This window comes from Acidocella sp., from assembly GCF_052326845.1.
Classification (GTDB): Bacteria; Pseudomonadota; Alphaproteobacteria; order Acetobacterales; family Acetobacteraceae; genus Acidocella.
Genome location: NZ_JBKQJR010000074.1, coordinates 1 through 22633 on the forward strand (window position 1 = coordinate 1; position 22633 = coordinate 22633).

At 65.8% G+C, this 22633-nt stretch carries 21 protein-coding genes and 1 tRNA gene; 13 read left to right on the forward strand and 9 right to left on the reverse strand.

Annotated features, from left to right (window positions below):
- From ACLPJJ_RS04655 to ACLPJJ_RS04665, 3 genes are all read right to left on the reverse strand, one after another.
- Positions 1-1280, reverse strand: a 1280-nt coding sequence (locus ACLPJJ_RS04655) for a cbb3-type cytochrome c oxidase subunit I (protein ID WP_443589782.1), incomplete at its 3' end; no start/stop codon positions are given.
- A gap of 12 nt (positions 1281-1292) precedes the next feature.
- Positions 1293-2153, reverse strand: a complete 861-nt coding sequence (coxB, locus tag ACLPJJ_RS04660; RefSeq protein ID WP_443589783.1) for a cytochrome c oxidase subunit II — start codon at positions 2151-2153, stop codon at positions 1293-1295.
- A gap of 196 nt (positions 2154-2349) precedes the next feature.
- Complete coding sequence (locus ACLPJJ_RS04665) at positions 2350-3498, reverse strand: ABC transporter substrate-binding protein (protein WP_443589784.1); 1149 nt, start codon at positions 3496-3498, stop codon at positions 2350-2352.
- Positions 3499-3574: 76 nt separating this feature from the next.
- Between ACLPJJ_RS04665 and ACLPJJ_RS04670 the strand changes: the two genes are divergently transcribed.
- The 6 genes from ACLPJJ_RS04670 (at position 3575) to ACLPJJ_RS04695 (ending at position 7703) form a co-directional block, all read left to right on the forward strand.
- Entirely contained in the window at positions 3575-4576 is a 1002-nt protein-coding gene (locus ACLPJJ_RS04670; protein WP_443589785.1) for an NAD(P)H-quinone oxidoreductase, read from the forward strand.
- Between the two features lie 53 nt (positions 4577-4629).
- Positions 4630-4959, forward strand: a complete 330-nt coding sequence (locus tag ACLPJJ_RS04675) for a hypothetical protein (RefSeq protein WP_443589786.1) — start codon at positions 4630-4632, stop codon at positions 4957-4959.
- A gap of 12 nt (positions 4960-4971) precedes the next feature.
- Complete coding sequence (locus ACLPJJ_RS04680; RefSeq protein WP_443589787.1) at positions 4972-5322, forward strand: RidA family protein; 351 nt, start codon at positions 4972-4974, stop codon at positions 5320-5322.
- A 289-nt stretch (positions 5323-5611) separates the two neighbouring features.
- Positions 5612-6355: a CHAP domain-containing protein gene (locus ACLPJJ_RS04685; protein WP_443589788.1), complete on the forward strand. Its 744-nt coding sequence runs from the start codon at positions 5612-5614 to the stop codon at positions 6353-6355.
- A 113-nt stretch (positions 6356-6468) separates the two neighbouring features.
- Positions 6469-7059: a nitroreductase family protein gene (locus ACLPJJ_RS04690; RefSeq protein WP_443589789.1), complete on the forward strand. Its 591-nt coding sequence runs from the start codon at positions 6469-6471 to the stop codon at positions 7057-7059.
- Between the two features lie 155 nt (positions 7060-7214).
- Positions 7215-7703: an Hsp20/alpha crystallin family protein gene (locus ACLPJJ_RS04695; protein WP_443589790.1), complete on the forward strand. Its 489-nt coding sequence runs from the start codon at positions 7215-7217 to the stop codon at positions 7701-7703.
- 134 nt (positions 7704-7837) lie between these two features.
- Here the strand turns inward: ACLPJJ_RS04695 and ACLPJJ_RS04700 are convergent, their stop codons facing one another.
- The 4 genes from ACLPJJ_RS04700 to ACLPJJ_RS04715 all read right to left on the reverse strand — a co-directional run bounded on the left by ACLPJJ_RS04700 (position 7838) and on the right by ACLPJJ_RS04715 (position 12555).
- Positions 7838-9031 carry a vWA domain-containing protein gene (locus ACLPJJ_RS04700; protein WP_443589791.1) on the reverse strand — a complete coding sequence of 398 codons (1194 nt, stop codon included), beginning with the start codon at positions 9029-9031 and terminating at the stop codon, positions 7838-7840.
- A gap of 1 nt (position 9032) precedes the next feature.
- Complete coding sequence (locus ACLPJJ_RS04705; RefSeq protein ID WP_443589792.1) at positions 9033-9872, reverse strand: AAA family ATPase; 840 nt, start codon at positions 9870-9872, stop codon at positions 9033-9035.
- A 57-nt stretch (positions 9873-9929) separates the two neighbouring features.
- Positions 9930-10589 carry a class I SAM-dependent methyltransferase gene (locus tag ACLPJJ_RS04710; protein ID WP_443589793.1) on the reverse strand — a complete coding sequence of 220 codons (660 nt, stop codon included), beginning with the start codon at positions 10587-10589 and terminating at the stop codon, positions 9930-9932.
- Positions 10590-10671: 82 nt separating this feature from the next.
- Positions 10672-12555, reverse strand: a complete 1884-nt coding sequence (locus ACLPJJ_RS04715) for a protein-disulfide reductase DsbD family protein (RefSeq protein ID WP_443589794.1) — start codon at positions 12553-12555, stop codon at positions 10672-10674.
- Positions 12556-12600: 45 nt separating this feature from the next.
- Between ACLPJJ_RS04715 and hrpB the strand changes: the two genes are divergently transcribed.
- Complete coding sequence (gene hrpB, locus ACLPJJ_RS04720) at positions 12601-14991, forward strand: ATP-dependent helicase HrpB (protein WP_443589795.1); 2391 nt, start codon at positions 12601-12603, stop codon at positions 14989-14991.
- Positions 14992-15181: 190 nt separating this feature from the next.
- Here the strand turns inward: hrpB and ACLPJJ_RS04725 are convergent.
- A tRNA-Gly gene (locus ACLPJJ_RS04725) sits at positions 15182-15255 on the reverse strand.
- Between the two features lie 196 nt (positions 15256-15451).
- Between ACLPJJ_RS04725 and metZ the strand changes: the two genes are divergently transcribed.
- The 6 genes from metZ (at position 15452) to ACLPJJ_RS04755 (ending at position 21059) form a co-directional block, all read left to right on the forward strand.
- Complete coding sequence (gene metZ, locus ACLPJJ_RS04730) at positions 15452-16636, forward strand: O-succinylhomoserine sulfhydrylase (RefSeq protein ID WP_443589796.1); 1185 nt, start codon at positions 15452-15454, stop codon at positions 16634-16636.
- Between the two features lie 118 nt (positions 16637-16754).
- Positions 16755-17813: an acyltransferase family protein gene (locus ACLPJJ_RS04735; RefSeq protein ID WP_443589797.1), complete on the forward strand. Its 1059-nt coding sequence runs from the start codon at positions 16755-16757 to the stop codon at positions 17811-17813.
- Positions 17814-17825: 12 nt separating this feature from the next.
- The gene (locus ACLPJJ_RS04740) at positions 17826-18491 is read left to right on the forward strand and encodes a hypothetical protein (protein WP_443589798.1); all 666 of its coding nucleotides are present in this window, start codon (positions 17826-17828) and stop codon (positions 18489-18491) included.
- Positions 18482-19264, forward strand: coding sequence for an SDR family oxidoreductase (locus ACLPJJ_RS04745; RefSeq protein WP_443589799.1), 783 nt, complete (start codon positions 18482-18484; stop codon positions 19262-19264). Before ACLPJJ_RS04740 ends, ACLPJJ_RS04745 begins: the two co-directional genes overlap by 10 nt.
- Positions 19265-19277: 13 nt before the next feature.
- Positions 19278-20528, forward strand: coding sequence for a DNA polymerase IV (locus tag ACLPJJ_RS04750; protein ID WP_443589800.1), 1251 nt, complete (start codon positions 19278-19280; stop codon positions 20526-20528).
- A gap of 21 nt (positions 20529-20549) precedes the next feature.
- Entirely contained in the window at positions 20550-21059 is a 510-nt protein-coding gene (locus ACLPJJ_RS04755) for a flavin reductase (protein WP_443589801.1), read from the forward strand.
- A 17-nt stretch (positions 21060-21076) separates the two neighbouring features.
- Here the strand turns inward: ACLPJJ_RS04755 and ACLPJJ_RS04760 are convergent, their stop codons facing one another.
- A complete protein-coding gene (locus tag ACLPJJ_RS04760; RefSeq protein WP_443589802.1) occupies positions 21077-22576 on the reverse strand; it encodes a Ppx/GppA phosphatase family protein in 1500 nt (499 codons plus the stop codon).
- Positions 22577-22633: the final 57 nt, after the last annotated feature.

Below are 22633 nucleotides of genomic sequence, written 5' to 3' on the forward strand. Positions count from 1 at the left end.
TCGGGGTACTGGTGCCCGGCCATCTTGCCGATCCAGTAGTAAAACCCGGCGAAGATCGCGAAGGCGGCGCCCATGGACAGCACATAGTGGAAATGGGCGATCAGGAAGTAGTCGTTATGCAACTCCTGGTCGAGGCTGGCATTGGCCAGCACCACGCCAGTGGCGCCGCCGATGACGAACAGGAAGATGAAGCCCACGGCCCAGAGCATCGGTGTCTTGAACTCGATGGAACCGCCCCACATGGTGGCGATCCAGGAGAAGACCTTGATGCCGGTCGGCACGGCGATGACCAGAGTGGCGACCTCGAAATAGATCTTCGAGTCCGTGCTGATGGCCGAGACAAACATGTGGTGCGCCCACACGACGAAGCCGACGAAGCCGATGATCACCATCGCATAGGCCATGCCGAGATAGCCGAAGATCGGCTTCTTGGAGAAGGTGGAAACCACATGGCTGATGATGCCGAAGGCCGGCAGGATCATGATGTACACTTCCGGGTGGCCGAAGAACCAGAACAGATGCTGGAACAGCACCGGGTCGCCGCCACCGGCGGGCTCGAAGAAAGAGGTGCCGAAATTGCGGTCCATGATCAGCATGGTGACGGCGCCGGCCAGCACCGGAATCGCCAGCACCAACAGGAAGGCCGTGACCAGGATCGACCAGCAGAACAGCGGCATCTTGTGCATGGTCAGGCCGGGGGCGCGCATGTTCAGGATGGTGGCGATGAAGTTGATCGCGCCCAGCAGCGAGGAAATGCCGACAAGGTGGATGGAAAATAGCGAGAAATCCGTGGCGATACCCGGGGAGTACTCCGCGTTGTCCAGCGGGGGATAGAGCGTCCACCCCGCACCGGTGCCGGAGCCAAGGAACAGGCCAAGCATAACGAAAACGAAGCCCGCCACCAGGAACCAGAAGCTCATGTTGTTGAGGCGCGGGAAGGCCATGTCCGGCGCACCGATCATGATCGGCACGAACCAGTTGCCCATGCCGCCGATGAGCGCCGGCATCACGAACCAGAAGATCATGATCAGCCCGTGGGCGGTGATGATCGCGTTCCAGGTGCTGCCGCTGGTGATGATGTCGTTGTGCGGATACATCAGCTGCAGGCGCATGATCATGGAGAGCACGCCGCCGACGCAGGCGCCGATGAACGCCGCGGTGATGTAGAGCGTGCCGATATCCTTGTGGTTGGTGCTCATCAGCCAGCGGCTGATGAAGCTCTGCTTGTGGTGCCCATGGCCTTCGTGGCCGTGAGCATGGTCGTGAGCGGTTGTGGACATGGTGCAGGCTCCTCAGCGCGTGGCGTCAGCCAGCTGGTTGCGGGGCATGGGCGAAGACAGCGGCGCGGCAGGTACGGTGTTATCCGTGTAGGTGGCCAGCGCGGTCTTGGTCCAGGCAATATAGTCGGCCAGCGGGACAGCCTTGATCTCGATCGGCATGGCGTCGTGGTCCAGGCCGCAGATCTGGTTGCACTGGCCGAAATAGGTGCCGGGCTTGGTGATCGTCGTCCAACTGGTGAGCGTGGTGCCGGGGATGGCGTATTTCTGCACGCCGAGCGAAGGCAGGTAGAAGCCGTGCAGCACATCGCCGGAGGTGATGACGAACCTGATCTTCTCGCCCACCGGCAGCACCATCGGGTGGTCCACCGAGAGGCGGCGGAGCTGGCCGGGCTTGATCTGGTCGTCCGGCACCATGTAGCTCGTGTAATCCAGCCCCGGCACGGAATTGTAATTATATTCCCAGTACCATTGATGCCCGGTGACGGTGACCGTCATGTACGGGTTGCTGTCATCGGCCTCATAATAGATCAGGTCGATCGACGGCACGATGATGACGGCCAGGATCAGCACCGGCAAGACGATCCAGATCACCTCGATGAGCGTGTTATGGGTGACCTGGCTGGGCTTCAGGTTGCGGCTGGCACGGAAGCGGATGATCACGTACAGCATGAGGATGCCGACAAAGCCGACGACCCCGGCCATGATCCAGAGTACGTATTGCATCAGCCAGTCGATCTGGGCCTGCATCGGGCTGCCCGCCACGGGAAACCACAGTTCCCAATTGAACGGCGCATCGACATAGCTATTCACCGCGGCGGTGGGGTCCGGCGCCGCGGCCTGGGCCAGTGCGACATGCCCAAAAAGGACCAGCAAACCTGCTGCGCCCAAGGCTGATACAACACTCCGCTTCATTGTTCTGGTGCCCCGTTCTTTTTATTCAGACCGTGCAATCGGTCCTTGTATATCATCAGTGATATAGAGCGGACCTCGCAATATCAAGTTTACTTGCGGGTTTGTTGCAATGCAGCGGAAGCAGAGGTCAGGCGGGTCGAACGCTTGCCCGCCGCACCTAGGTGGCAACCGGCACAAGACCGCCGCCATGCCATTGCTGCAGAACGACAAAACTCCCGGCATTCTGCCCGCTCAGGTCGAAATTCACGCCAAAACCGTTGCTCAGCGTGCCGCGCGGCAAATTCGTGCCACGCAGCGTGGCGATGAGTTTGGACGGGTCGCCACTGGTTTTGTTCAGGGCCCCGAATACCAGCTTTGCGCCAACATAGGCGGTGAGACTGGCCGCCGAGCGCGGCTTGGTGCCGAATTTGGCGAAATACGCCTCCTGCACCGCCGCTGCCGAGGCCGGGTAGAATGGCGCCCCGATGACAAACGTGCCCGCCAGGGCGGGACCGAGCGCCGCCTGCGTCTCGCGCAGCTGGTAGCCAGCGCCACAACCGATCAGAGTGCCGGGCCGCCAGCCCTGCGCCTGCATGGCCAAGGCGAGGCCCAGCGCGTCATCCAGCCCGGCGGCATGCAGCAGCACGTCCACCTTGGCGCGCATCAGCCGCCCGGCTTGGTCGTACAGATCGGCCACGTCGTCGGGATAGCCAATGGCGAGCTTCACCGGCAGTTTCGCCGCGTTCAGCGCGCTGGTCACGGCGGCGGCAATTGCGCCATCATCGGCGCCGGTATTGTACAGCAGCCCCAGCGTGCGCCCGGCGAAGCGGGCCTGAACGGTGGCTGCGGCAAGCTGCCCCACCATGAACGCGCTCGGCCCGGTGCGGAGAGTGTATTTGAAGCCGCGTGTGAGGATGCCGTCGGCCAGGGCCGTCAGTTCTATAAAAGGTGTCTGCGCCAGCTCGGCCGCGGCGGAGGCAGGGTAGGAAAGCGCCGAGATGCCACTGCCGAGGATGACTTTGGCATGCGCGCCCGAGATCAGGTTCCCCACCGCCTGCGTGGCATAAGCCTGATCCGGCGTGTCCGTCGGCACCAGCGATACCGGCTTGCCGGCAATGCCGCCCGCCTGGTTCACCGCGTCAGCCGCCAGCAGAATGCCACGCAGCACCTCATCCCCCAGCAGCGCCGCATTGCCGGAGAGCGGCAGCACCGTCCCGATGACCGGCGCAGACGGCGCGGCAGGGGCAGAGACCGTGGAAGCCCCGGCCCGCGACGCGAGCGCGCAGGCACCGGCAAAACCCAGCATGAGGCGGCGGGAGAGAGACATTTACAGCCTAACTCGCATCTGCGCCGGGCGGGGGCAAGGGTTGACGCCACGCCCTGAAGGGCGGAGTTCTAGCGCCATGACGCTGCCTGACACGATGCGCTACGTGAATGTCACCGCCCCCGGCGAGCCGGAGGTGATGCGGGTGGAGAGAACAGCCCTCCCCGTTCCCAAGGATGACGAGGTGCTGATCCGCGTGATGGCCGCGGGGGTGAACCGGCCGGATGTGCAGCAGCGCAAGGGGCTGTATCCTCCGCCGCCAGGGGCCAGCCCGATCCTTGGCCTGGAAGTGGCTGGCGAGGTGGTGGCGCTGGGCGCCACGGCCAGCGGCTTCTACCCCGGCCACCGTGTTACCGCCCTGTGCAATGGCGGCGGCTATGCCGAATACGTGACCGTGCCGGCGGCCCAATGCCTGCCCTGGCCGGAGGGCTATGACGCGATCCGCGCCGCAGCACTGCCGGAGAATTTCTTTACCGTCTGGGCCAATCTGTTCGACATCGCCGGGCTCAAGCCAACGGAAAGCCTGCTCGTGCATGGCGGCACCTCGGGCATCGGGCTCACGGCCATCCAGCTCGCCCGCGCCCAGGGCTCGACTGTCTTCGCCACCGCCGGGTCGGACGAGAAATGCGCGGTCATCGAGCGCTACGGCGCCACGGCGATCAACTACAAGCGGCAGGATTTCGCCGAGGTGATCGCCAAGCTCACGGACAAGCGCGGCGTTGACGTGGTGCTGGACATGGTCGGCGCCTCCTACGCGACGCGGAACCTGCGGAGCCTGGCCCGGGGCGGACGGCTGGTTTTGGTCGCCATCATGGAGGGCGGCAAGGCGGACGGGTTCGATCTGGGCCTGGTGATGGTCCGGCGGCTGACGGTCACCGGCTCGACCATGCGCCCGCGCTCGACCGCCGAGAAAGGCGCCATCGCCCAGGCGCTGAAGCAGAAGGCCTGGCCCCTGCTGGCCTCCGGCAAGGTGGCGCCAGTCATCGACCGTGTGTTCGAGCTGGAAGACGTTGCGGCGGCCCATGCGCTCATGGAAAGCAGCGCGCATATCGGCAAGATCATGCTGCACATCGCCGATTGAGTTTTATCCAAATCGGGCTATTGCGGAGCCGCATGAAGCCGGGATCGTATAACATGAAGTATATTCTGCTGGCCGCCACCGCCTGCCTTGGCCTCGCCGCCTGCGCCTCCACGCCTGAAAGCCCGGCGCAGCAGGCCGAGGATGCCGCCTGCACCGCCCAGGCCGACGCGCAGTACAACCAGGACACCATCAGCGACGCCGGGCACACGGCGCAGAACGGGCTGATGTACGGCGCCACGCCGACGCATGTGTTCGACGCCGAGCACATGGGCGCGCTGCACGAGAGCGACAGCCAGATCCAGAACTGCGAAGAAACGGGCAACAATAACGGCCAACCCGTGGTGAACGGCGTTCCGGTCGTGGCCCCGCACATCATCAACTGACGGAGTATCCCTATGAGCCGCATTATCCGCACTGAACCCAGCCCGGTCCTCTCCAAGGCGGTGGAGTACCACGGCTTCGTCTACACGATGGGCGTGGTCGCCACGAACCCGGACGCGGACATCACCGCGCAGACCGAGAATGTCCTGGCGCAGATCGACGCCCTGCTGGAAGCGCATGGCACGGACAATACCCGCCTGCTCCAGGCGCATATCTGGTTGAAAAATATTGCAGATCGCGCGGCGATGAATGAAGTGTGGACGGCCTGGCTGCCGGAAGGCGCCGCCCCGGTGCGCGCCTGCGTCCAGGCCGAGCTGGCCGACCCGCGTTACCTCGTGGAAATCATGATCACGGCCTGCAGGTAAGACCCGATTTCCTAAATTATTTCGTTTATATTAAGCCAGTTAAGCGCCGTCGCCGGACTCGGGAAACGAGTTTCGCGGCGGCGCTTTCGTATCTGCTGCACCGCAACATCATTACGAATGCAACAGATAGGAACTTTGTCTTAAGTTCTGTTGCGACCTCCACAGAAAAACCACAAAATCTTCACACTGTGGTATTTTTGCCTCAGTAGCGGGTTGCGCAGAACGCAAACCACCCTTAGCCCGGACACATAGTGGTTTTCACTTTGGCGATCTGGGAATGAGGCATTTTATGGGCGGCACAAAGACACCCTGCAGTCTCTCGGGCTTTGCCCGCAAGATCCTTATGGGCGTTTCCTTCTACGTCGCGTCCCTCGTTTCCTCCCACGCCGCGATGGCTTCGATCCACCACAAGCGCATCCACAACGTGCATACCGCCAGCGCCGGGCACCACGCCCTGGCGAGCACCAGCCACACGCATCATGTGGCCTCAACCGGTCATTTCCACACGGTTGCGACCGCCTACCACTACCGCCACTTGCGCTCTGCGCAGTACCGCCACTCCGGCCTGCAATGCGTGCCCTATGCGCGCGAGGTCTCGCATGTCGACCTCTCCGGCAACGCCTTCCTGTGGTGGGCGGAAGCCGCCGGCCGCTATGCCCGCGGCAATGCGCCGGAAGAAGGCGCTGTGCTGAACTTCCGCTCCATCGGCCGCATGCCGCTCGGCCACGTGGCCGTGGTGACCGCCGTAATGGATAGCCGCACCATCCTCATCACCCAGGCTAACTGGGTCCCCGGCACCATCACCAACGACGTGACGGTGCAGGACGTTTCCGCGAATAACGACTGGTCGGAAGTTCAGGTCGAACTCGGCGACAGCAGCAAGTGGGGCGCGCCTTACCCGACCTACGGCTTCATCTATAACCGGCCCGACACCGGTACTGTGATCGCCTCCAACGGCCAGGGCAACGAAGTGGCGGAAGCCCCTGCGGCTACCCAGGTGAGCGACGAAGCACCGGATCGCAACCTGCAGTAACCCCTCCTGCTCCTGAACGGGAACAGGCATAACTCCATAAATTCGATTAGCTTTTGCCAAACTGGTGGTTTTTGCTTAGCCTGCTCCTGGAAAAAGACAGGAGCATCCAAGACATGACCACTGCCAATTCTCGCACCGCTGACCATCCCATCGAAAAGATCTTCCTGGAGCGCTGGTCGCCGCGGGCCTTCACCGGCGAGGAAATCTCCGAAGCCACGCTGCGCACCATGTTCGAGGCGGCACGCTGGGCACCCTCCTCCTACAACTCGCAACCATGGCGCTTCATCTATGCCCGGCGCGACAACGCGCATTGGGACAAGCTGCTCGGCCTGCTGAACGAGTTCAACCGCTCCTGGGCGAAGACCGCATCCGCCCTCGTGTTCATCGTGTCCTCCGAAACCATGTCCCTGCCGGGCAAGGACACGCCGGTTCCCTCGCGCACCCATTCCTTCGATACCGGCGCGGCCTGGGCCTATCTGGCGCTGCAGGCGGCCTACATGGGGTGGCACGCCCACGGCATGGCCGGCATCGAATGGGACCGGGCGTACACCGCGCTGAAGGTGCCGGCGGGCTACCAGGTTGAAGCCGCGGTGGCGATCGGCCGCCAGGGACCGAAGACGCTGCTGCCCGAGGCCCTGCAAGCCCGCGAGGTGCCGAGCCCGCGCAAGCCGCTGTCGGACTTCGTCTCCGAGGGCAGCTTCTGAGCCACCTCGGCCAGTTGATTTTGATCAAGACATCCGGGGCGCATTTCCCTAAAATGGCGCCGCCAAGAGCGGGAGTGGCTTTGCCGTCCTGAAGATCCGTGAAGGCGGCGTTCGGCCATTTCCGCGTGGTTGATGCTTCTGCAATGGAGACACACATGGCTGATACACAAGTCGACGTGAAGAAAAGCAGCACACTGGCGCCGCAGCCCAATGATCCGTGGCGCTCCTTCCGCGATGAGCTGGACCGGGTCTTCGAACAATTCGGCCAGACGCTGTCGCCCTGGTCTCTGTTCCGGGGCGCCGAGAGCATAAAACTACCCTCGGTGGACATTACCGAGGACGACAAGGCCTTCATGGTGACCGCCGAACTGCCCGGCTTGGCGGCTGAAGACGTGGATGTGTCCCTGGAAGGCCGGACCCTGGTGATCAAGGGCGAGAAGCAGCAGGAAACCAAGACCGAGGAGAAGAACTACCACCTCACGGAGCGAACCTACGGCGCGTTCGAGCGCAGCTTCTACCTGCCGGACGGGGTGAATGCGGACGCGATCAGTGCCTCCGTGGCCAAGGGCGTGCTGGCGGTAACGCTGCCCAAAGTGCCTTCTCCCGCCGACACAGCGAAGAAGATCGAAGTGAAGACGGCCTGACCCAATTGCGCCGGTTGAAGCTTAGAGCTCCTTACAAAGCCCGCTAGGCCGAGTTGAATGGTGCCGTATTTCGAGCACCGGAGCGCAGAAATGCGGTGCCAGGCGGCCGGCATAGTAGGGTTTTGAGGGGGGCTCTATCGCATCAGCCGGCGCATCGCCTGATCCAGCCCTTCCAGGGTGAGGCCGTACATGCGCTGTTCCATCAGCTCGGCGATCAGCCGCGTGGTCTGGGTGTAGTGCCACAGGCGCTCCTGCGCCGGGTTGATCCAGGCCGCCTTGGGGTAGGCATTGAGGATCCGCTTCAGCCAGGTTTGCCCACTCTCCTGGTTCCAGGAGGAGATGGCCCCACCCGGGGAGAGCAGTTCGTAAGGGCTCATCGCCGCATCGCCGACGATCACGAGCTTCCACGTATGGTCATAGGTATGCAGCACGTCGGCGGTGGAGACCGCGTCCGCCGCGCGCATGTGCGCGTCCTGCCACAGAGTTTCATACGGGCAGTTGTGGAAGTAGAGATGCTTCAGATGTTTGAACTCTGAGCTGGCGGCGGTGAAGAGCTGCTCGCAAAGATGCACATGCTCGTCCATCGAACCGCCGATATCCAGCAGCAGCAGCAGCTTCACCGCGTTGTGGCGCTCCGGCACCATTTGCAGGTCGAGATACCCGGCATTGCGGGCGGTGGAGCGGATGGTGCCGGTCAGGTCCAGCTCCTCGGCCGCGCCCTCGCGCGCGAAGCGGCGCAGCCGGCGCAGCGCGATTTTCATGTTACGCGTGCCGAGCTCGGCATCGCCAGCGAGGTTGCGGAACTCCCGCTTGTCCCACACTTTCACCGCCCGGCGATGACGGCTGCCCTCCTGGCCGATGCGCACGCCTTCCGGGTTGTAGCCATAGGCGCCGAAGGGCGAGGTGCCGGCGGTGCCGATCCATTTATTGCCGCCCTGGTGGCGGTCCTTCTGCTCTTCCAGGCGCCGGCGCAGCGTTTCCATCAGCGCCTCGAACCCGCCGAGCGACTGGATCTGCGCTTTCTCTTCCTCGGTGAGCAGCTTTTCCGCCAATTTCTCAAGCCATTCGCGCGGGATTTCCTGCGGCGCGACCTCACCCACCGCTTCTGGCTGCGGGCTCAACGCGCCTTTGAAATGCTCGGCGAAAACGGCGTCGAACTTGTCGAGAAAACGCTCGTCCTTCACCAGCGTGGCGCGGGCGAGGTAGTAGAAATGCTCGACATCGAACCCGGCCAGCCCCTGGAGCATGGCTTCCTGGAGCGTGAGAAACTCGCGCAGGCTGGCTTTCACCCCCGCCGCACGCAAAGCCAGGAAGAAGGCCAGGAACACGCTATCCCCGCCGCGCCATGAAGGCGATGCGCTCGAACAGGTGCACGTCCTGCTCGTTCTTCAGCAGCGCGCCATGCAGCGGCGGAATCAGCCTGGCGGCGTTGCGCTCGCGCAGCAACTCGGGCCCGATATCCTCGGCCAGGAGCAGCTTCAGCCAGTCGAGGAACTCCGAGGTGCTGGGCCGTTTCTTCAGCCCCGGCAGCTCGCGCAGTTCGAAGAAACTGATCAGCGCCTCGTGCAGCAGCAAATGGGAGATGCCGGGGTAATGCACATCCACGATCCGCTGCATCGTCTCCCGGTCCGGGAACTTGATGTAGTGGAAGAAGCAGCGGCGCAGGAAGGCGTCCGGCAGCTCCTTCTCGTTGTTGGAGGTAATGACGATGATCGGGCGCTGCCGGGCCTTGATCGTCTGCCGGGTCTCGTAGACGAAGAATTCCATGCGATCGAGTTCGAGCAGCAGGTCGTTGGGGAATTCGATATCCGCCTTGTCGATCTCGTCAATCAGCAGCACGGGGGCGGTTTCGGCCTCGAACGCGTCCCACAGCTTGCCGCGGATGATATAGTTGCCGATGTCATGCACGCGCGGGTCGCCGAGTTGGGAGTCGCGCAGGCGGGAGACGGCGTCGTATTCGTAAAGCCCCTGCTGCGCCTTGGTGGTGGATTTCACATGCCAGGAGATCAGCTTCTTGCTCAGCGCCTTGGCGATTTCCTGCGCCAGCACGGTCTTGCCCGTGCCCGGCTCGCCCTTGATGAGCAGCGGACGCTCCAGCGCCACCGCGGCGTTGACCGCGACTTTCAGATCCTCCGTCGCGACGAAACTATCCGTACCTTCAAAGCGCATGGCCTGTCCCCTTCATCCCCAGAGGGTAGCCGCGCGCATCGCTACGTCAACCCAGGCTTAGTTGGGGATTTCCACCAGCCGGAACAGGCCAAGCGGGCGCAGCACGCGGATTTTGGCGTGGGCGAGATCGGCATGGCTGAAGATATGGCCGAGGCGGAAATCCGGGTGCCAGCCGAGCGCGGATGAAGCCGGCGCCATGGCGCGCTCCGCCCACCACATCGGCCCTTTTTCCCGTGCGAAGTGATTAACGAACAGGATGGTCCCGCCCGGCTTCACCACACGGCGCAGCTCCCGCACCAGGGCGTGCGGGTCCGGCACCACGGAGGCGACGAACATGGCAACCGCGGCGTCGAAGCTGCCGGTGGCAAAGCTGGTCGCCTGTGCGTCCATCTCTAGCAGAGCCTCGACATGGCGCAGGCCAAGTGCTGAGACACGGGCGCGGGCCTGGGCCAGCATGTGGTGGGACAGGTCGATGCCGGTGATGCGTTTGTCCTGGTTGTAATGCGGCAAGGCGAGGCCGGTACCGACGCCGACCTCCAGCACCGTCTTGGCGGGAAGCCGGTTGACCGCCTTGATCGCCTCATCCCTGGCGCGGCGGGAGACAAAGCCGAAAAGATTGTCGTAAGTGCGGGCCTGGCGCTCATAGGCGGCGCGGATTTCGTCCGCGTCCATCGGCGAATGCCGTTCCCTCAGCACCGCCCCGTATCCATGGCCCATACGCAATCCTCGCATCCCGTCACCGAATTGTCATTCAGCTTGGCGCAGAATGCCGTGGCGGCGCAATGGGCGGCGCGACGTCTCAGCGGCTCAGCGTGGCGATGACCAGCCCAGGGGAGAGAATTTGCGGCAGGATCTGCGGGCCCTGGGCGCCGGGAGCGTAGTAGAGGTAAAGTGGCACGCCGGCGCGGTGATTCGCGGCGAGAAGGGCGGTGATGGCAGGGTCACGATCCGTCCAATCCCCCACCAGCAAAGCGGCATGATGCGCGGCGAGAGCGCGCTGCACCCCGGGGGTGGCGAGGGAGGTGGTCTCGTTGATCAGGCAGGTGACGCACCAAGCGGCGGTGAGGTCGACGAATACCGGCTGGTTGGCCGCGCGCAGGGCAGCGAGCCGGGTGGCGGAATAGGGCTGCGCGCCCGGCAATGTGAGAGCTTGCGCGGCCGGGGCGGCATGCAGAAACGGCAGCAGCGCCAGCGCCGCCAGGGCAGCCGGGGGCTTAAGCCGCAGCGCCACGGCGAGCATCGCGGCGCCCAGGAGCAGGAGGGAGAGCCCCACACCGCCGGACTGGCGGAACAGCACCCAGGCGAGCCAAGCGAAGGTGGCGAGCATCGGCAGCGCCAGAGCGCGTTGCAGCCAGAGCATCCAGGCGCCCGGCCGGGGCAGCCGCGCCGCCAGTTGCGGGATGAAGGCGATGATGAGGATGGGCAAGGCAAGCCCCAAGCCAAGTGCCGCGAAGATGCCCAGCGCCGGCAGGACGGGCAGCGCCAAAGCGGCGGCAATGGCCGTGCCCATGAAGGGCGCGGTGCAGGGCGTCGCCACGAGCACAGCGAGCAGGCCGGTGAGAAAACTATGCTGGGCCGGAATGTGCCGGATGAGCCCGGGCGCGGAGAGGTGGAACAGCCCGGCGAGGTTCAGCCCGGCGGCGAGGATGATCCAGGCCGCAAGCGCCACGAAAACCGGGGACTGGAACTGGAACCCCCAGAACGCCGCCCCCCCCGCCGCGCGCAGGGCCAGGAGCAGAGCGGCCAGGGCGAGCATGGACGTCAGCACGCCCGCGGCGTAGCCCAGAGCCTCCCGCCTTATATGCCCATGCGCCGCGCCGCCGAGCCGGGCGAAGGCGAAGGCCTTCATCGCCAATATGGGGAACACGCAGGGCATGAGGTTGAGGATCAGCCCCCCGGCCAGGGCGAGCAGCCAGTATGGCAGATGAGATGGCACTGCGCCGGGCGGAGCGCTGATGGCAAGCGCCTGCATCGCGCCGGAATGGTCGGTGAGTTCCAGCACGCCGGTTAGCGGCACCGGAGCCGGGCCGGTGAGCGGCAAACGCAGCGTAAGCCCGGTAGCGGTGAAGCTTAGCGGCTGCAGCTCCGCATTGCCCAGCACACCCTGGGCAATGGGGAAGAAACGCGCCGACGCGACCTGCCCCGCGCCCAGGCCGGTGACGGCGAGGGTGCCATCGGGCGCCAGAATGGCCGGAAAGGGCGACGACACAATAGATGGCGGCGAAAACAGGGCTTGCTCGGCGGAGGCGCCGCCCGTGAGGCTGAGGGAAAACTTCGCGCGCTCGGGCACGCAGGTATCGGAACAAACCAGCCAGGACGCCGTGGCCAAGACACTCCCGCCAACACCCGTGGCGGTGAAGGGCAGCACCACATGGCCGGAGAGCACATAGGCCCCCACCCCGCCTTGCAGCAGATACTCGGGCGGCGGGAAGGTGATGGGGCTCACGCTGACGGGCGGCGATGCCGTGAGCCTTGGCGGAAAACCGGCATCCCCCGGGTTTTGCCAGTAGATATGCCAGCCCGGCTGCAGCGAGAATTCAAGCGCCAGGCGGACCTCCCCGTTCTGCGCTGCGTTCGTCTCCGAGATCAGCCGCACCGTGTCGCGCGGAGAGGTGAACGCATTGCTGGCCGCAGCAAAAGCGAAATGGGGGAGCAGCAGCAACAGGGCCAGCAAAGCGCGCATGGTCGCAATATCGCATGGCGCGGCGCTCTCTGGTATCCGGGCGCGATGATCGACCTGCCCGTAAAAGACATTCTGCCCGAGCTGCTGCGCACGCTGAACCAGGAGGCCCGCAACGCCGTGCTGGTCGCCCCGCCTGGTGCTGGCAAGACCACGCTGGTGCCGCTGGCGGCGATGCAGGCGGGCATGGGCAAGATCCTGCTGCTGGAACCCAGGCGGCTGGCGGCCCGGGCGGCGGCGATGCGCATGGCGGAACTTCTGGGCGAAAGCGCTGGGCAGAGGATCGGCTTTCGCACCCGCCTGGAAAGCGCCGTCGGGCCGGAGACAGTGGTTGAGGTCATCACCGAGGGGTTGCTGACATCCCGTTTGCTGGCCGACCCGGGGTTGACCGGGGTGAACCTCGTGATCTTCGACGAGGTGCATGAACGCAGCCTGGAGGCGGATCTGGCGCTAGCCCTGGTGCTGGATTTGCAGCGCAGCCTGCGGCCGGAGCTGCGCATTCTCGCCATGTCCGCCACCGCCGAGGCGGAGAAGATTTCCGCGCTGCTCGACGCGCCCGTGATCGAGAGCGCGGGGAAGATGTTCCCGGTGGAAGTGCAGCATGCGAAGCGGGACATCATGTCCGCCCGGGATCTGCCGGAGGCCGCGGCGAAAGCGGTGCGCGAGGCGCTGGTGGCGCATCCGGGCGATATTCTGGTGTTCCTGCCCGGCATGGCGGAAATCCGCCGCACCCAGACGGCGTTGGAGAAATGCCCCGCGCTGGTGCTGCCGTTGCATGGCGACCTCTCGCGCGAGGCGCAGGACACGGCGCTGCGCGAGCATGAGGGGCGGCGCGTGGTGCTCTCGACCTCCATCGCCGAAACCTCGCTCACCGTGCCGGGCGTGCGCATTGTTATCGACGGCGGGTACCGCCGCGCGCCGGTGCTGGATGGCGGCACCGGACTGACCAGGCTGGCCACGTTGCGCATCAGCCGGGCGGCGGCGACACAGCGCGCGGGGCGCGCGGGGAGGCTCGGGCCGGGTGTCGCCATCCGACTGTGGTCGGAGGCACTGCACCGGGGCCTCGCCTTGTTCGAGACGCCTGAAATCCTGGCGGCGGAACTCTCTGGCATGGTGCTGGCCTGCGCCGCCTGGGGCGAGCCTCCTGCCACCCTGCCCTTCATCGACCCGCCACCCGAAGGCGCGGTGAAAGCCGCCCGCGCCCTGCTGGAGGAGCTGGGCGCGGTGGATGAGGCCGGGCGGATCACCCCGTTGGGGCGGGAGATGGCGCGGCTACGGGCCGAGCCTCGTCTGGCCGCGATGATGCTGGCCAGCGAGGCCAAACCGGAACGGGCGATGGCGGCGGAGATCGCGGCGATTCTGGAGGAGAAGGATTTTCTATCCCGTGATGCCTCGGCCGATTTGCAGCTGCGGCTGGAAGCGCTGGCAGGGCGCGGGGAAGGCGACCGCGCCGTGCTCGCGCGGGTGCGGCAAGCGGCAAAAATCTACCGCAACCGGCTAGGCGTGGGGGCAACACCCGCCGCCGGCGAACCGGGCGCGCTGCTGGCGGCGGCGTTTCCGGACCGGATCGGCCAGGCGCGGGGCGAGGCTGGCTCCTACCGGCTCTCGGGCGGCGGGTCCGGCAATCTCTCCCCCGCCGACCCGCTGGTGCGGGCGCGGCTGCTGGTGGTGGCGGGGCTGGAGGCCAAGGGCAGCCGCATCAGGCTCGCCGCGCCGCTGGAGTTGGAGGCGCTGCCCGCCGGCCTGCGCGCCAGATGCAGGACCATGCGCGAGACTGGGTTCGACCCGGTGTCCGGCAGTGTCTCGGTGCGCGAGCGCGTGCGGCTGGGCGCGCTGGTGCTGGCCGACCGCAACGCCCCGGCGACGCCGGACGAGGTGCAGGCGGCGCTCGCCATTGCGCTCTCCACCCGGCTCGACCAGCTCGACTGGACCGAGGCGGCGGAGAATTTCTGCGCCCGCGTGGCGGTGATGCGCGGGATCGACCAGGACTACCCGGACCTCTCCCGCCCTGCCTTGGCCGCCACGGTGCAGGACTGGCTGGCGCCCTACCTGGCCGGGATGAGCAGCCTGCGCGGCGCCAAAAGCGTGGATGTTCTGGCCCTGCTGCGGGACTGGGTGGGACATGAGCGCGCCATGCGGCTGGACCGGGAGCTGCCCGCCGAGTTGAGGCTGAAACGCGGCACGGTGCGGATCGACTATAGCGGCCCGGTGCCAGTGGCCTCGGCGCGAGCGCATGTGTTCTACGGCACGGACGCCACGCCCAAACTCGCGGGCGGCAAGGTAGCGCTGCAACTCGCGCTGCTCTCCCCGGCCGGGCGGCCCATCGCCATCACCGCGGACCTCGCCGGTTTCTGGCGTGGCGGCTGGGCGGATGCGCGGCGGGACATGCGCGGGCGCTACCCCAAGCATGATTGGCCGGAGACGCCGTGGACTGAGTAGAGGCTATTCCAGAACTCTACTCTGGCGGCTGCCTAGCCCCGTTTTTCTGCGCTCCGGTGCTCACGTACCTTGAGTACGCTCCGCTCATTGCTCAGCGCGCTCGAACCGATGGCGCGCGCTTCGCAACCCGAAAAACACGGCTATCCAGCTCGCCAGAGCGAGTTCTGAAACAGCCTCTAAATGGGAAAACTGGAGCGGGTAGCGGGAATCGAACCCGCGCATCGAGCTTGGGAAGCTAGCAGGCTACCATTACATCATACCCGCCCATGGGGGCGTACATATCCCGGGAGCATTGACCGCGCAAGCGGGGCGGCGTAGCGATGGGAACCTCGTGATTTGTCCGGCCGGATTGCGGCGAGGCTGGCAGCCGCCAGGAGCAAAACAAGCGCGCTAAAGAGGCTACGGCGCGGACGCGCCTTAATCTCCCGTGGCTGGACGCATTTTTGGATAGGCCACGCTTATGTCCGACACGCCGAAGACCCGCCTCGCCACCGACCTGATTCATGCCGGTCGCATCCGGACCAATATCGAGGAAAACGCGGAAGCGCTGTTCCTGACCTCCGGCTTCACCTACGAGAGCGCCGAGATGGCGGAGGCCGTGTTCGATAACCGGGTTCAGCATTTCCAGTACTCGCGCTTCGCCAACCCGACGGTGACGATGCTGGAGCAGAAGCTGGCCAAGATCGAGGGCGCCGAGGTCTGCCGCGCCACCGCCACGGGCATGGCAGCTGTCTCCTCGGCGCTGCTGTGCGGGCTGAAGGCCGGGCAGCGCGTGGTCGCGGCGCGGGCGCTGTTCGGGTCCTGCCACTGGATCGTCAGCACGCTGCTGCCGCAATACGGCATCGAGACCGTATTTGTGGAAGGCACCGATCTTGAGGGATGGAAAGAGGCGCTGAGCAAGCCCACCGCGCTTGTGCTGCTGGAATCGCCCTCCAACCCGATGCTGGACATTGTGGACCTACGTGCCGTCTCCGCCCTGGCGCATGCGGCCGGCGCCATCGTGGTGGTGGATAACGTGTTCGCCACGCCGCTGCTGCAGAAGCCGCTGGAGCTGGGCGCCGACGTGGTGGTGTACTCCGCCACCAAGCACATGGACGGCCAGGGCCGCGTGCTGGGCGGCGCCGTGCTCGGCCGCAAGCAGTGGATGGAAGAGGTGTTCCAGCCCTTCTTCCGCAATACTGGCCCGGCGTTGTCACCGTTCAATGCCTGGGTGATCCTGAAGGGGCTGGAGACGATGCAACTGCGGGTCGAGGCACAGTCAAAATCCGCCGAGGCTATCGCGCAGTTCCTGGAAAGCTCGCCGAAGATCGCGCGCGCGCTTTACCCCACCTTGGCCTCGCACCCGCAGCGGGAGCTGGCCATGTCGCAGATGTCGGGCGGCGGCACGCTGGTGACCTTCGAGGTGAAGGGCGGCAAGGACGCCGCGTTCCGCGTCATGAATGCGTTCCGGATCATCACCATCTCGAACAATCTGGGCGACACGAAATCCCTCGCCACCCATCCGGCGACCACGACGCATATGCGCATCGGGGCGGAGGAACGCGCGAAACTGGGTATCACCGATGGCTGCATCCGGCTCTCGGTGGGGCTTGAGGATACGCAGGATTTGATCGACGATCTGACCCAGGCACTCACCAAGGCTTAAGCCACGATACGCGGCATCCCGCCATGCCCATGGCCGGGTGGGATGTTTTTCTATTTAAAGTTGTAAATCTATCATTTGAGGCATTTATTCAGCCTAGATTCTCTTTTAGGTTGCACTCATGAAGCGCCTGGCGCGAATGGACGGCTTGCGGGGCGTGTTGGCGGTTTACGTCATGCTCGGCCATGCGTTGCCGTTCACCTGCCTGCCGGGCTGGGTGACCGCGCCGTTCCACCATGGCGAAGCCACGGTGGATTTGTTCTTCGCCCTGAGCGGGCTGGTGATCGCCAATTCTCTCGAGCGCTTCGACTGGCGGTTCGCCCCTTTCATGGTGGCGCGGGCGAGGCGGCTGCTGCCGGTTTACTGTCTGGTTCTCGCAACGAGCGTGTGTCTCACCGCGCTGGGCGATCCGCTGGCGGCGCTGCCCTGGGTGGGGGCCGAAGGGCGGAACATCATGGCGGCGGCGCTGCCGGAACCGCTGCTGCCGCATCTGCTGGCGCACCTTACCCTCGTGCATGGGCTGATACCGCAGAGCGCCCTGCCCTACGCCTATGTCACGCTGCTGGGACCGGCCTGGAGCTTGTCCACGGAATGGCAATTCTACGTGCTGATCGGGCTTGCCGCCCCGCGCCGGCTCGGGCGGTTTGCCCTGGCGCTGCTCGCGCTGGGCGCCGCGTACCGGGCGTTGCCGCTGGGGAGTGAGTTTAGCCGCGCTTTTCTGCCGGATGCCGCGCCGTTCTTCGCATTGGGGCTGGCCAGCGCCGTGTTGCTGCGCGGCGGGGGGGCACGCAGCTTCTGGCTTTGCCTGATCGGCGCCTGCGCCCTGGCGCTGCCGGGCGGGGTCGAGAAGGTGTTCACACCGCTGGCCTGGGGGCTGGTGATGCTGGCGCAGCGCCAATCCTGGGGAGCGGTGCTGGAAAGCCGGACGGTGCAGTATCTCGGCGCAGTATCCTACCCTCTTTATCTGGTGAACGAACCTGTGCAGCGCGCCATGGCTCTGCTGCTGGGCCCCCTGGCGCATGGGAACGCGGCCTGGTTCACCGCCGTATTCCTGCCGCTGAGCATCGGGCTGACTCTGTTGTGCGCGGCCTGGATGCACCACGCCATGGAGCGCCCCTTGATGCGGCAACAAAATAATCGATTCTCGTTCGGCGTTATTGCCGTCACGGGGCGGGAATGAGACTAATGGCGCATGGATTTCATCTTCATGCTGACGCGGCAGGACCGCACGGTACCGGATTGCCTGGAGGTGTTGGCCGAGATCGCGGCACTGGGCCTGCGCCATATCGGCTTCAAGGACATCGGCGCTGACGCGGAAACGCTCCGCCGCCTGCATGTGGAGATAAAGGCGCTCGGGGCGGTGAGCTATCTGGAGGTTGTCGCCACCTCGCCGGAGGCGGCGCTGCACTCGGCTCGTGTGGGTGCCGAGCTGGGTGTGGACCGGCTGCTGGGCGGGACGCAGGTTGCCGAGACGCTGGAGATTCTGCGCGGCACAAAGGTGGAGTATTATCCGTTCCCCGGCACGCCATCCGGCCACCCCACGCGGCTCGGCGGCGATGCGGCACTGATCGAGGCCCATACGGCGAAATTCGTCGCCCAGGGCTGCGCGGGGGTAGATCTGCTCGCCTACCGCGCCACGGAAGCCGAGCCGCTGGAACTGGTGCGCGCCGCGCGGCGTGGCTGCGGAACAGGGCGGCTGATCTGCGCCGGCAGTGTCGACAGCCCAGCACGCATCGCGGCATTACGGGAGGCAGGCGCGGATGCCTTCACCATCGGCTCCGCCGTGTTCGAGGGAACAGTCGCCCCCGGCGCAGGCGGGCTGACCGCGCAGTTACGGGAGATTCTGGCATGCGTCTGAAGAGCAAACGTATTTTCGTCACCGGCGCGGGCAGCGGCATCGGCCGCGCCACGGCGGAGAAATGCGCGGCCGAGGGCGCAGCGGTGATCTGCGCGGACATCCATGCCGAAACCGCGGAAGCGACCGTCGCTGCGATCCGCGCCGCGGGCGGGCAGGCCGTGGCGGTGATCGGGAACCTCACGCATGACGCGGCGTGCGAGGCGATGTTCGCCGAGGGCGCGGAGGCGTTCGGCGGGATCGACGCGTTGTTCAACAATGCCGGGATCTGCGCCGATGACGATTCCGGGCCGGTGGAAACCCCGCTCGCCACCTGGGACAAGACCATCGCAGCGAATCTCACCTCGGTGTTCCTGTGCTGCAAGGCGGGGATTCCCCATCTGCTGAAATCCGGCAGCGGCGTTATCATCAACAACGCCTCTATCGTGGCGCTGGTAGGCTCGGCGTTTCCGCAGATCGCCTACACGGCGGCCAAGGGCGGGGTGCTGGCGATGACGCGCGAAATTGCCATCATGTACGCGCGCAAGAAGCTCCGCGCCGTCGCCATCTGCCCGGGGCCGACGGCCACGCCGCTGGTGCAGGCTTTCCTGGCGGATGAGGAAGCCTGGAAGCTCCGCCGCCGCTATTTGCCGATGGGCCGCCTCGCGCAACCGTCGGAAATCGCCAATCTCGTCGCCTTCCTGGCGTCGGACGAGGCCAGCTTCATCACCGGCTCGGCTTATACCATTGATGGCGGGCTCACCGCCGCCTACGTGATCGACGACTCGGTGATTTGATCTGTGAGGCGGCATGCCGGCGATCTGCCGTGACTGCGATGCGGTGGTTGAGACGGGCAATGCCTGCCCGCAATGCGGCTCGGTGCGCATCGTCCGGCATCCTGAGCTGTTCGAACTTGCCATCGGCCATGTGGACTGTGACGCGTTCTTCGCCGCCGTGGAAAAGCGGGACAGGCCGGAGCTGCGGGATGTGCCTGTCATCGTCGGCGGTGGCGCGCGAGGCGTGGTCAGCACATGCTGCTACATCGCCCGGCTCTCCGGCGTGCGCTCGGCGATGCCGATGTTCAAGGCGCGCCAGCTCTGCCCCATTGCGGTGGTGCTGAAGCCGGACGGCGCGAAATACGCCGGGGTTTCGCGCCAGGTGCGGGCGATGCTGGAAGCGCTGACGCCGCTGGTGCAGATGCAGTCCATCGACGAGGCCGCGCTGGACCTCTCGGGCACCGAAGCGTTGCACGGCGCGCCGCCGGCCGTGGTGCTCAACCGCTTCGCCCGGCAGGTGGAGAGGGAGCTGGGCATTACCGTGTCCATCGGCCTGGCGCCCAACCGGCTGCTGGCGAAGCTGGCGGCGGAGCGGGGCAAGCCACGGGGCTTCTTCGTCTTCGGCGCCGAAGCGGCGGAGGCGCTGGCACCGGAGCCAGTGGGAATCCTGCCTGGCGTGGGGCCGGTCCAGGTGAAGCGGCTGGCATCCATGGGCATCACACGGGTGGGGCAGCTGGCGGCGCTGGATGAGCGGCGGGCCCTGGCGCTGGGCGAGGATGGCCCCGCCTTGGTGGCAGGGGCGCAAGGCCTGGATAACCGCCCCGTCCGGCCCAAGCGGGAGAGCAAATCCATCAGCGCGGAAACCACCTTCACCGCCGATCTGCGCGAGCTATCGGCGCTGGAGGATGAGCTTTGGCAACTCTGCGAGAAACTGGGCCGCAGGCTGCGGCGGGAAGATCATGCCGCAATCGGGATCGTGCTGAAACTCAAGACAGCTTCCTTCGCCCTGCGCACCCGCAGCCAGCGCCTGCCCAACCCCACGCAGCTCCCCGACACGCTGTTCGAAGCCGCGCGCCCGCTGTTGAAGCGCGAGGCTGATGGCACCAAGTTCCGTCTCATCGGCATCGGCGCCAGCCCGCTGGCGGATGCCGCGCTGGCGGATAAAGGCGACCTTGCCGACACGCTCACGCCACGCCGCTTGGCCCGGCAGACCGCCATCGACACGCTGCGGGCGCGGTTTGGCGAAGCTGTCGTGCGCCGGGGGCGAGGCTTGCGGAAATCCTGATCGGATGAATAGAGTATCCACATGAGCGAATCAGTCGCAATCGACCGTCCCCAGTTCCGTGAAGCCATGGCCCGCCTCGGCGCGGCGGTGAACATTGTCACCACCAAAGGTCCGGAGGGGGATGCCGGCATCACCGTTTCCGCCGTGTGCAGCGTGACCGACGACCCGGCCACCATGCTCGTCTGCATCAACCGCAGCAGCCGCCTGCACGACACACTCAAGAACGCCGGTGTGTTGTGTGTGAACATCCTTGCGCCTGAGCAGGAGGAGCTTTCCCCCATCTTCGCCGGCAGGGGCAATCTGCCGATGGGGGAGCGCTTCGCCCGCGCGAGGTGGACCCGCCTTGTGACCGGCGCCCCGGCGCTGGAGAACGCCGCCGCCAGCCTGGATTGCAAGATCGACCAGACCGTTGAGGTGGGCACCCATACGGTGTTCTTCTGCGCTGTGCAGGCCATTCGCCTGGGCACCAGTTCGTCCGGGCTGGTCTATCACGGCAGGGCCTATCACCACATCCACGGCCAGCAGAAATAGCCGCGAATAGCTGCGGCTTATTTAAGCGTGGTTTCGGCCTCCAGCCCGAGCATCTGCGCCAGCCGCTCCAGGCGGCGCAGCACAGCCTCACCCGCGAACACGCCATTCGCCTCGGCCAGGCTCAGGGTCAGGCGCTCAGCGGACATGGCAAGCTCCGTGCCGGCCAGCAGATGCGGCGTACCGGCGGAGAGCGTGTAGGCCAGGCGCAGAGCAATCCCCAGCGTTTCCGCCCGGCGCGTGGCGTGCAGATCCAGCAGCGTGCGGGCCGGAGCGAGGAAGGCGGCGTCCGGCGGCGCCTCGTAACGCAGCGCCATGGTCAGGGCGAGGAAGGCGCGGGCGTGATGATCGAGCCCGATCCCGGCCTGACGCAGGACGCGCAGGAAGGCCTGTTCCGCCCGGTATTCCGGGTGCTCGTGGCTGCCGATGTCGGAGAGCCAGCAAGCGGCATCGCGCAGGCGCTTCTGCGACGGGGTTTCATTGGGAAAGAGCGGCGCGGTCCACCCGACCAGCGCCGGCGGCAAATTGGCGTCGCGGATGATGCCGCGCGTCAGGTCCCGCCCGGCGGCCAGCAGCGGGTCCTCGGCGCGGATATGCTCGGGCAGCATGCGTGTGAACCAGCCCTCGCGCAGGCCGTTGGCCGAGAACACCACGCGGGCGGCACCCGTGGCGCGCAGCAAGCGGCGCAGGATGACAGCCGCGTAGGGCAGATCTTCGATGCGCCGGCGCGGCACGCCGGGCATCCGCTCGATCAGCTTGCGTCCGGCCTCGCTGACCACGCCCGCGAGGTCCCGGGCTTCCTCCCGGCCGATGGTGTAGTGATGCACTATGTTGAGCGGGTAGCCGGTCTGGGCGATGTGGATGCGTGCCAGCGCCCGGAAAGCGCCTCCGGAAACGTAAAGATCCTTACCAGCCGCCTCGGCGGCGAAGGGAACCGCCTCCAACTCCGCAGTGACGATGGTCCGGGCCTTCAGCAAATCCTCCCCGGAACGGTCTGCCAGGCGGATCACGCCCACGGGCAGGGTCGCCGCCTGCCCCACCTTGCCGGCATCCAGCCGGATCAGCTCCAGCGAGCCGCCGCCGAGATCGGCCAGAATGCCATCAGCGCCGGGGATACCGCACAGCACGCCCTCGCCGGAGAGTTCCGCCTCCTGCGCGCCGGAAAGGACCTTGATCCGCATCTCCGGATTGCGCGCCATCATCTTGCTGACGAATTCGGAGCCGTTTTCGGCATCGCGCACGGCGGAGGTCGCCAGCACGTCGAACGGCACAGCGCCCATGGCGCGGGCAATGGCGGCGTAGCGATGCAGCACGGTCTCCGCCTGGGCCATGGCGGCCTCATCCAGCAGGCCGGTCTTGGTCATGCCCCTGGCCAAGCGCAGCACGGCCTTCTCGTTAAAAATCTGCACCGGATTCCGCGCCTCGCCCTCGTAGATCACGAGACGGACGGAGTTCGAGCCAAGGTCGACAACAGCGCGGCGCAGCGCGTGTTGGGCCGGTGAGGAGATCATCTGCTCCATACTCCACTCTCCACCGGGAAAATTTTTAGCCATAGATAACTTTCCGTGAAAATATTC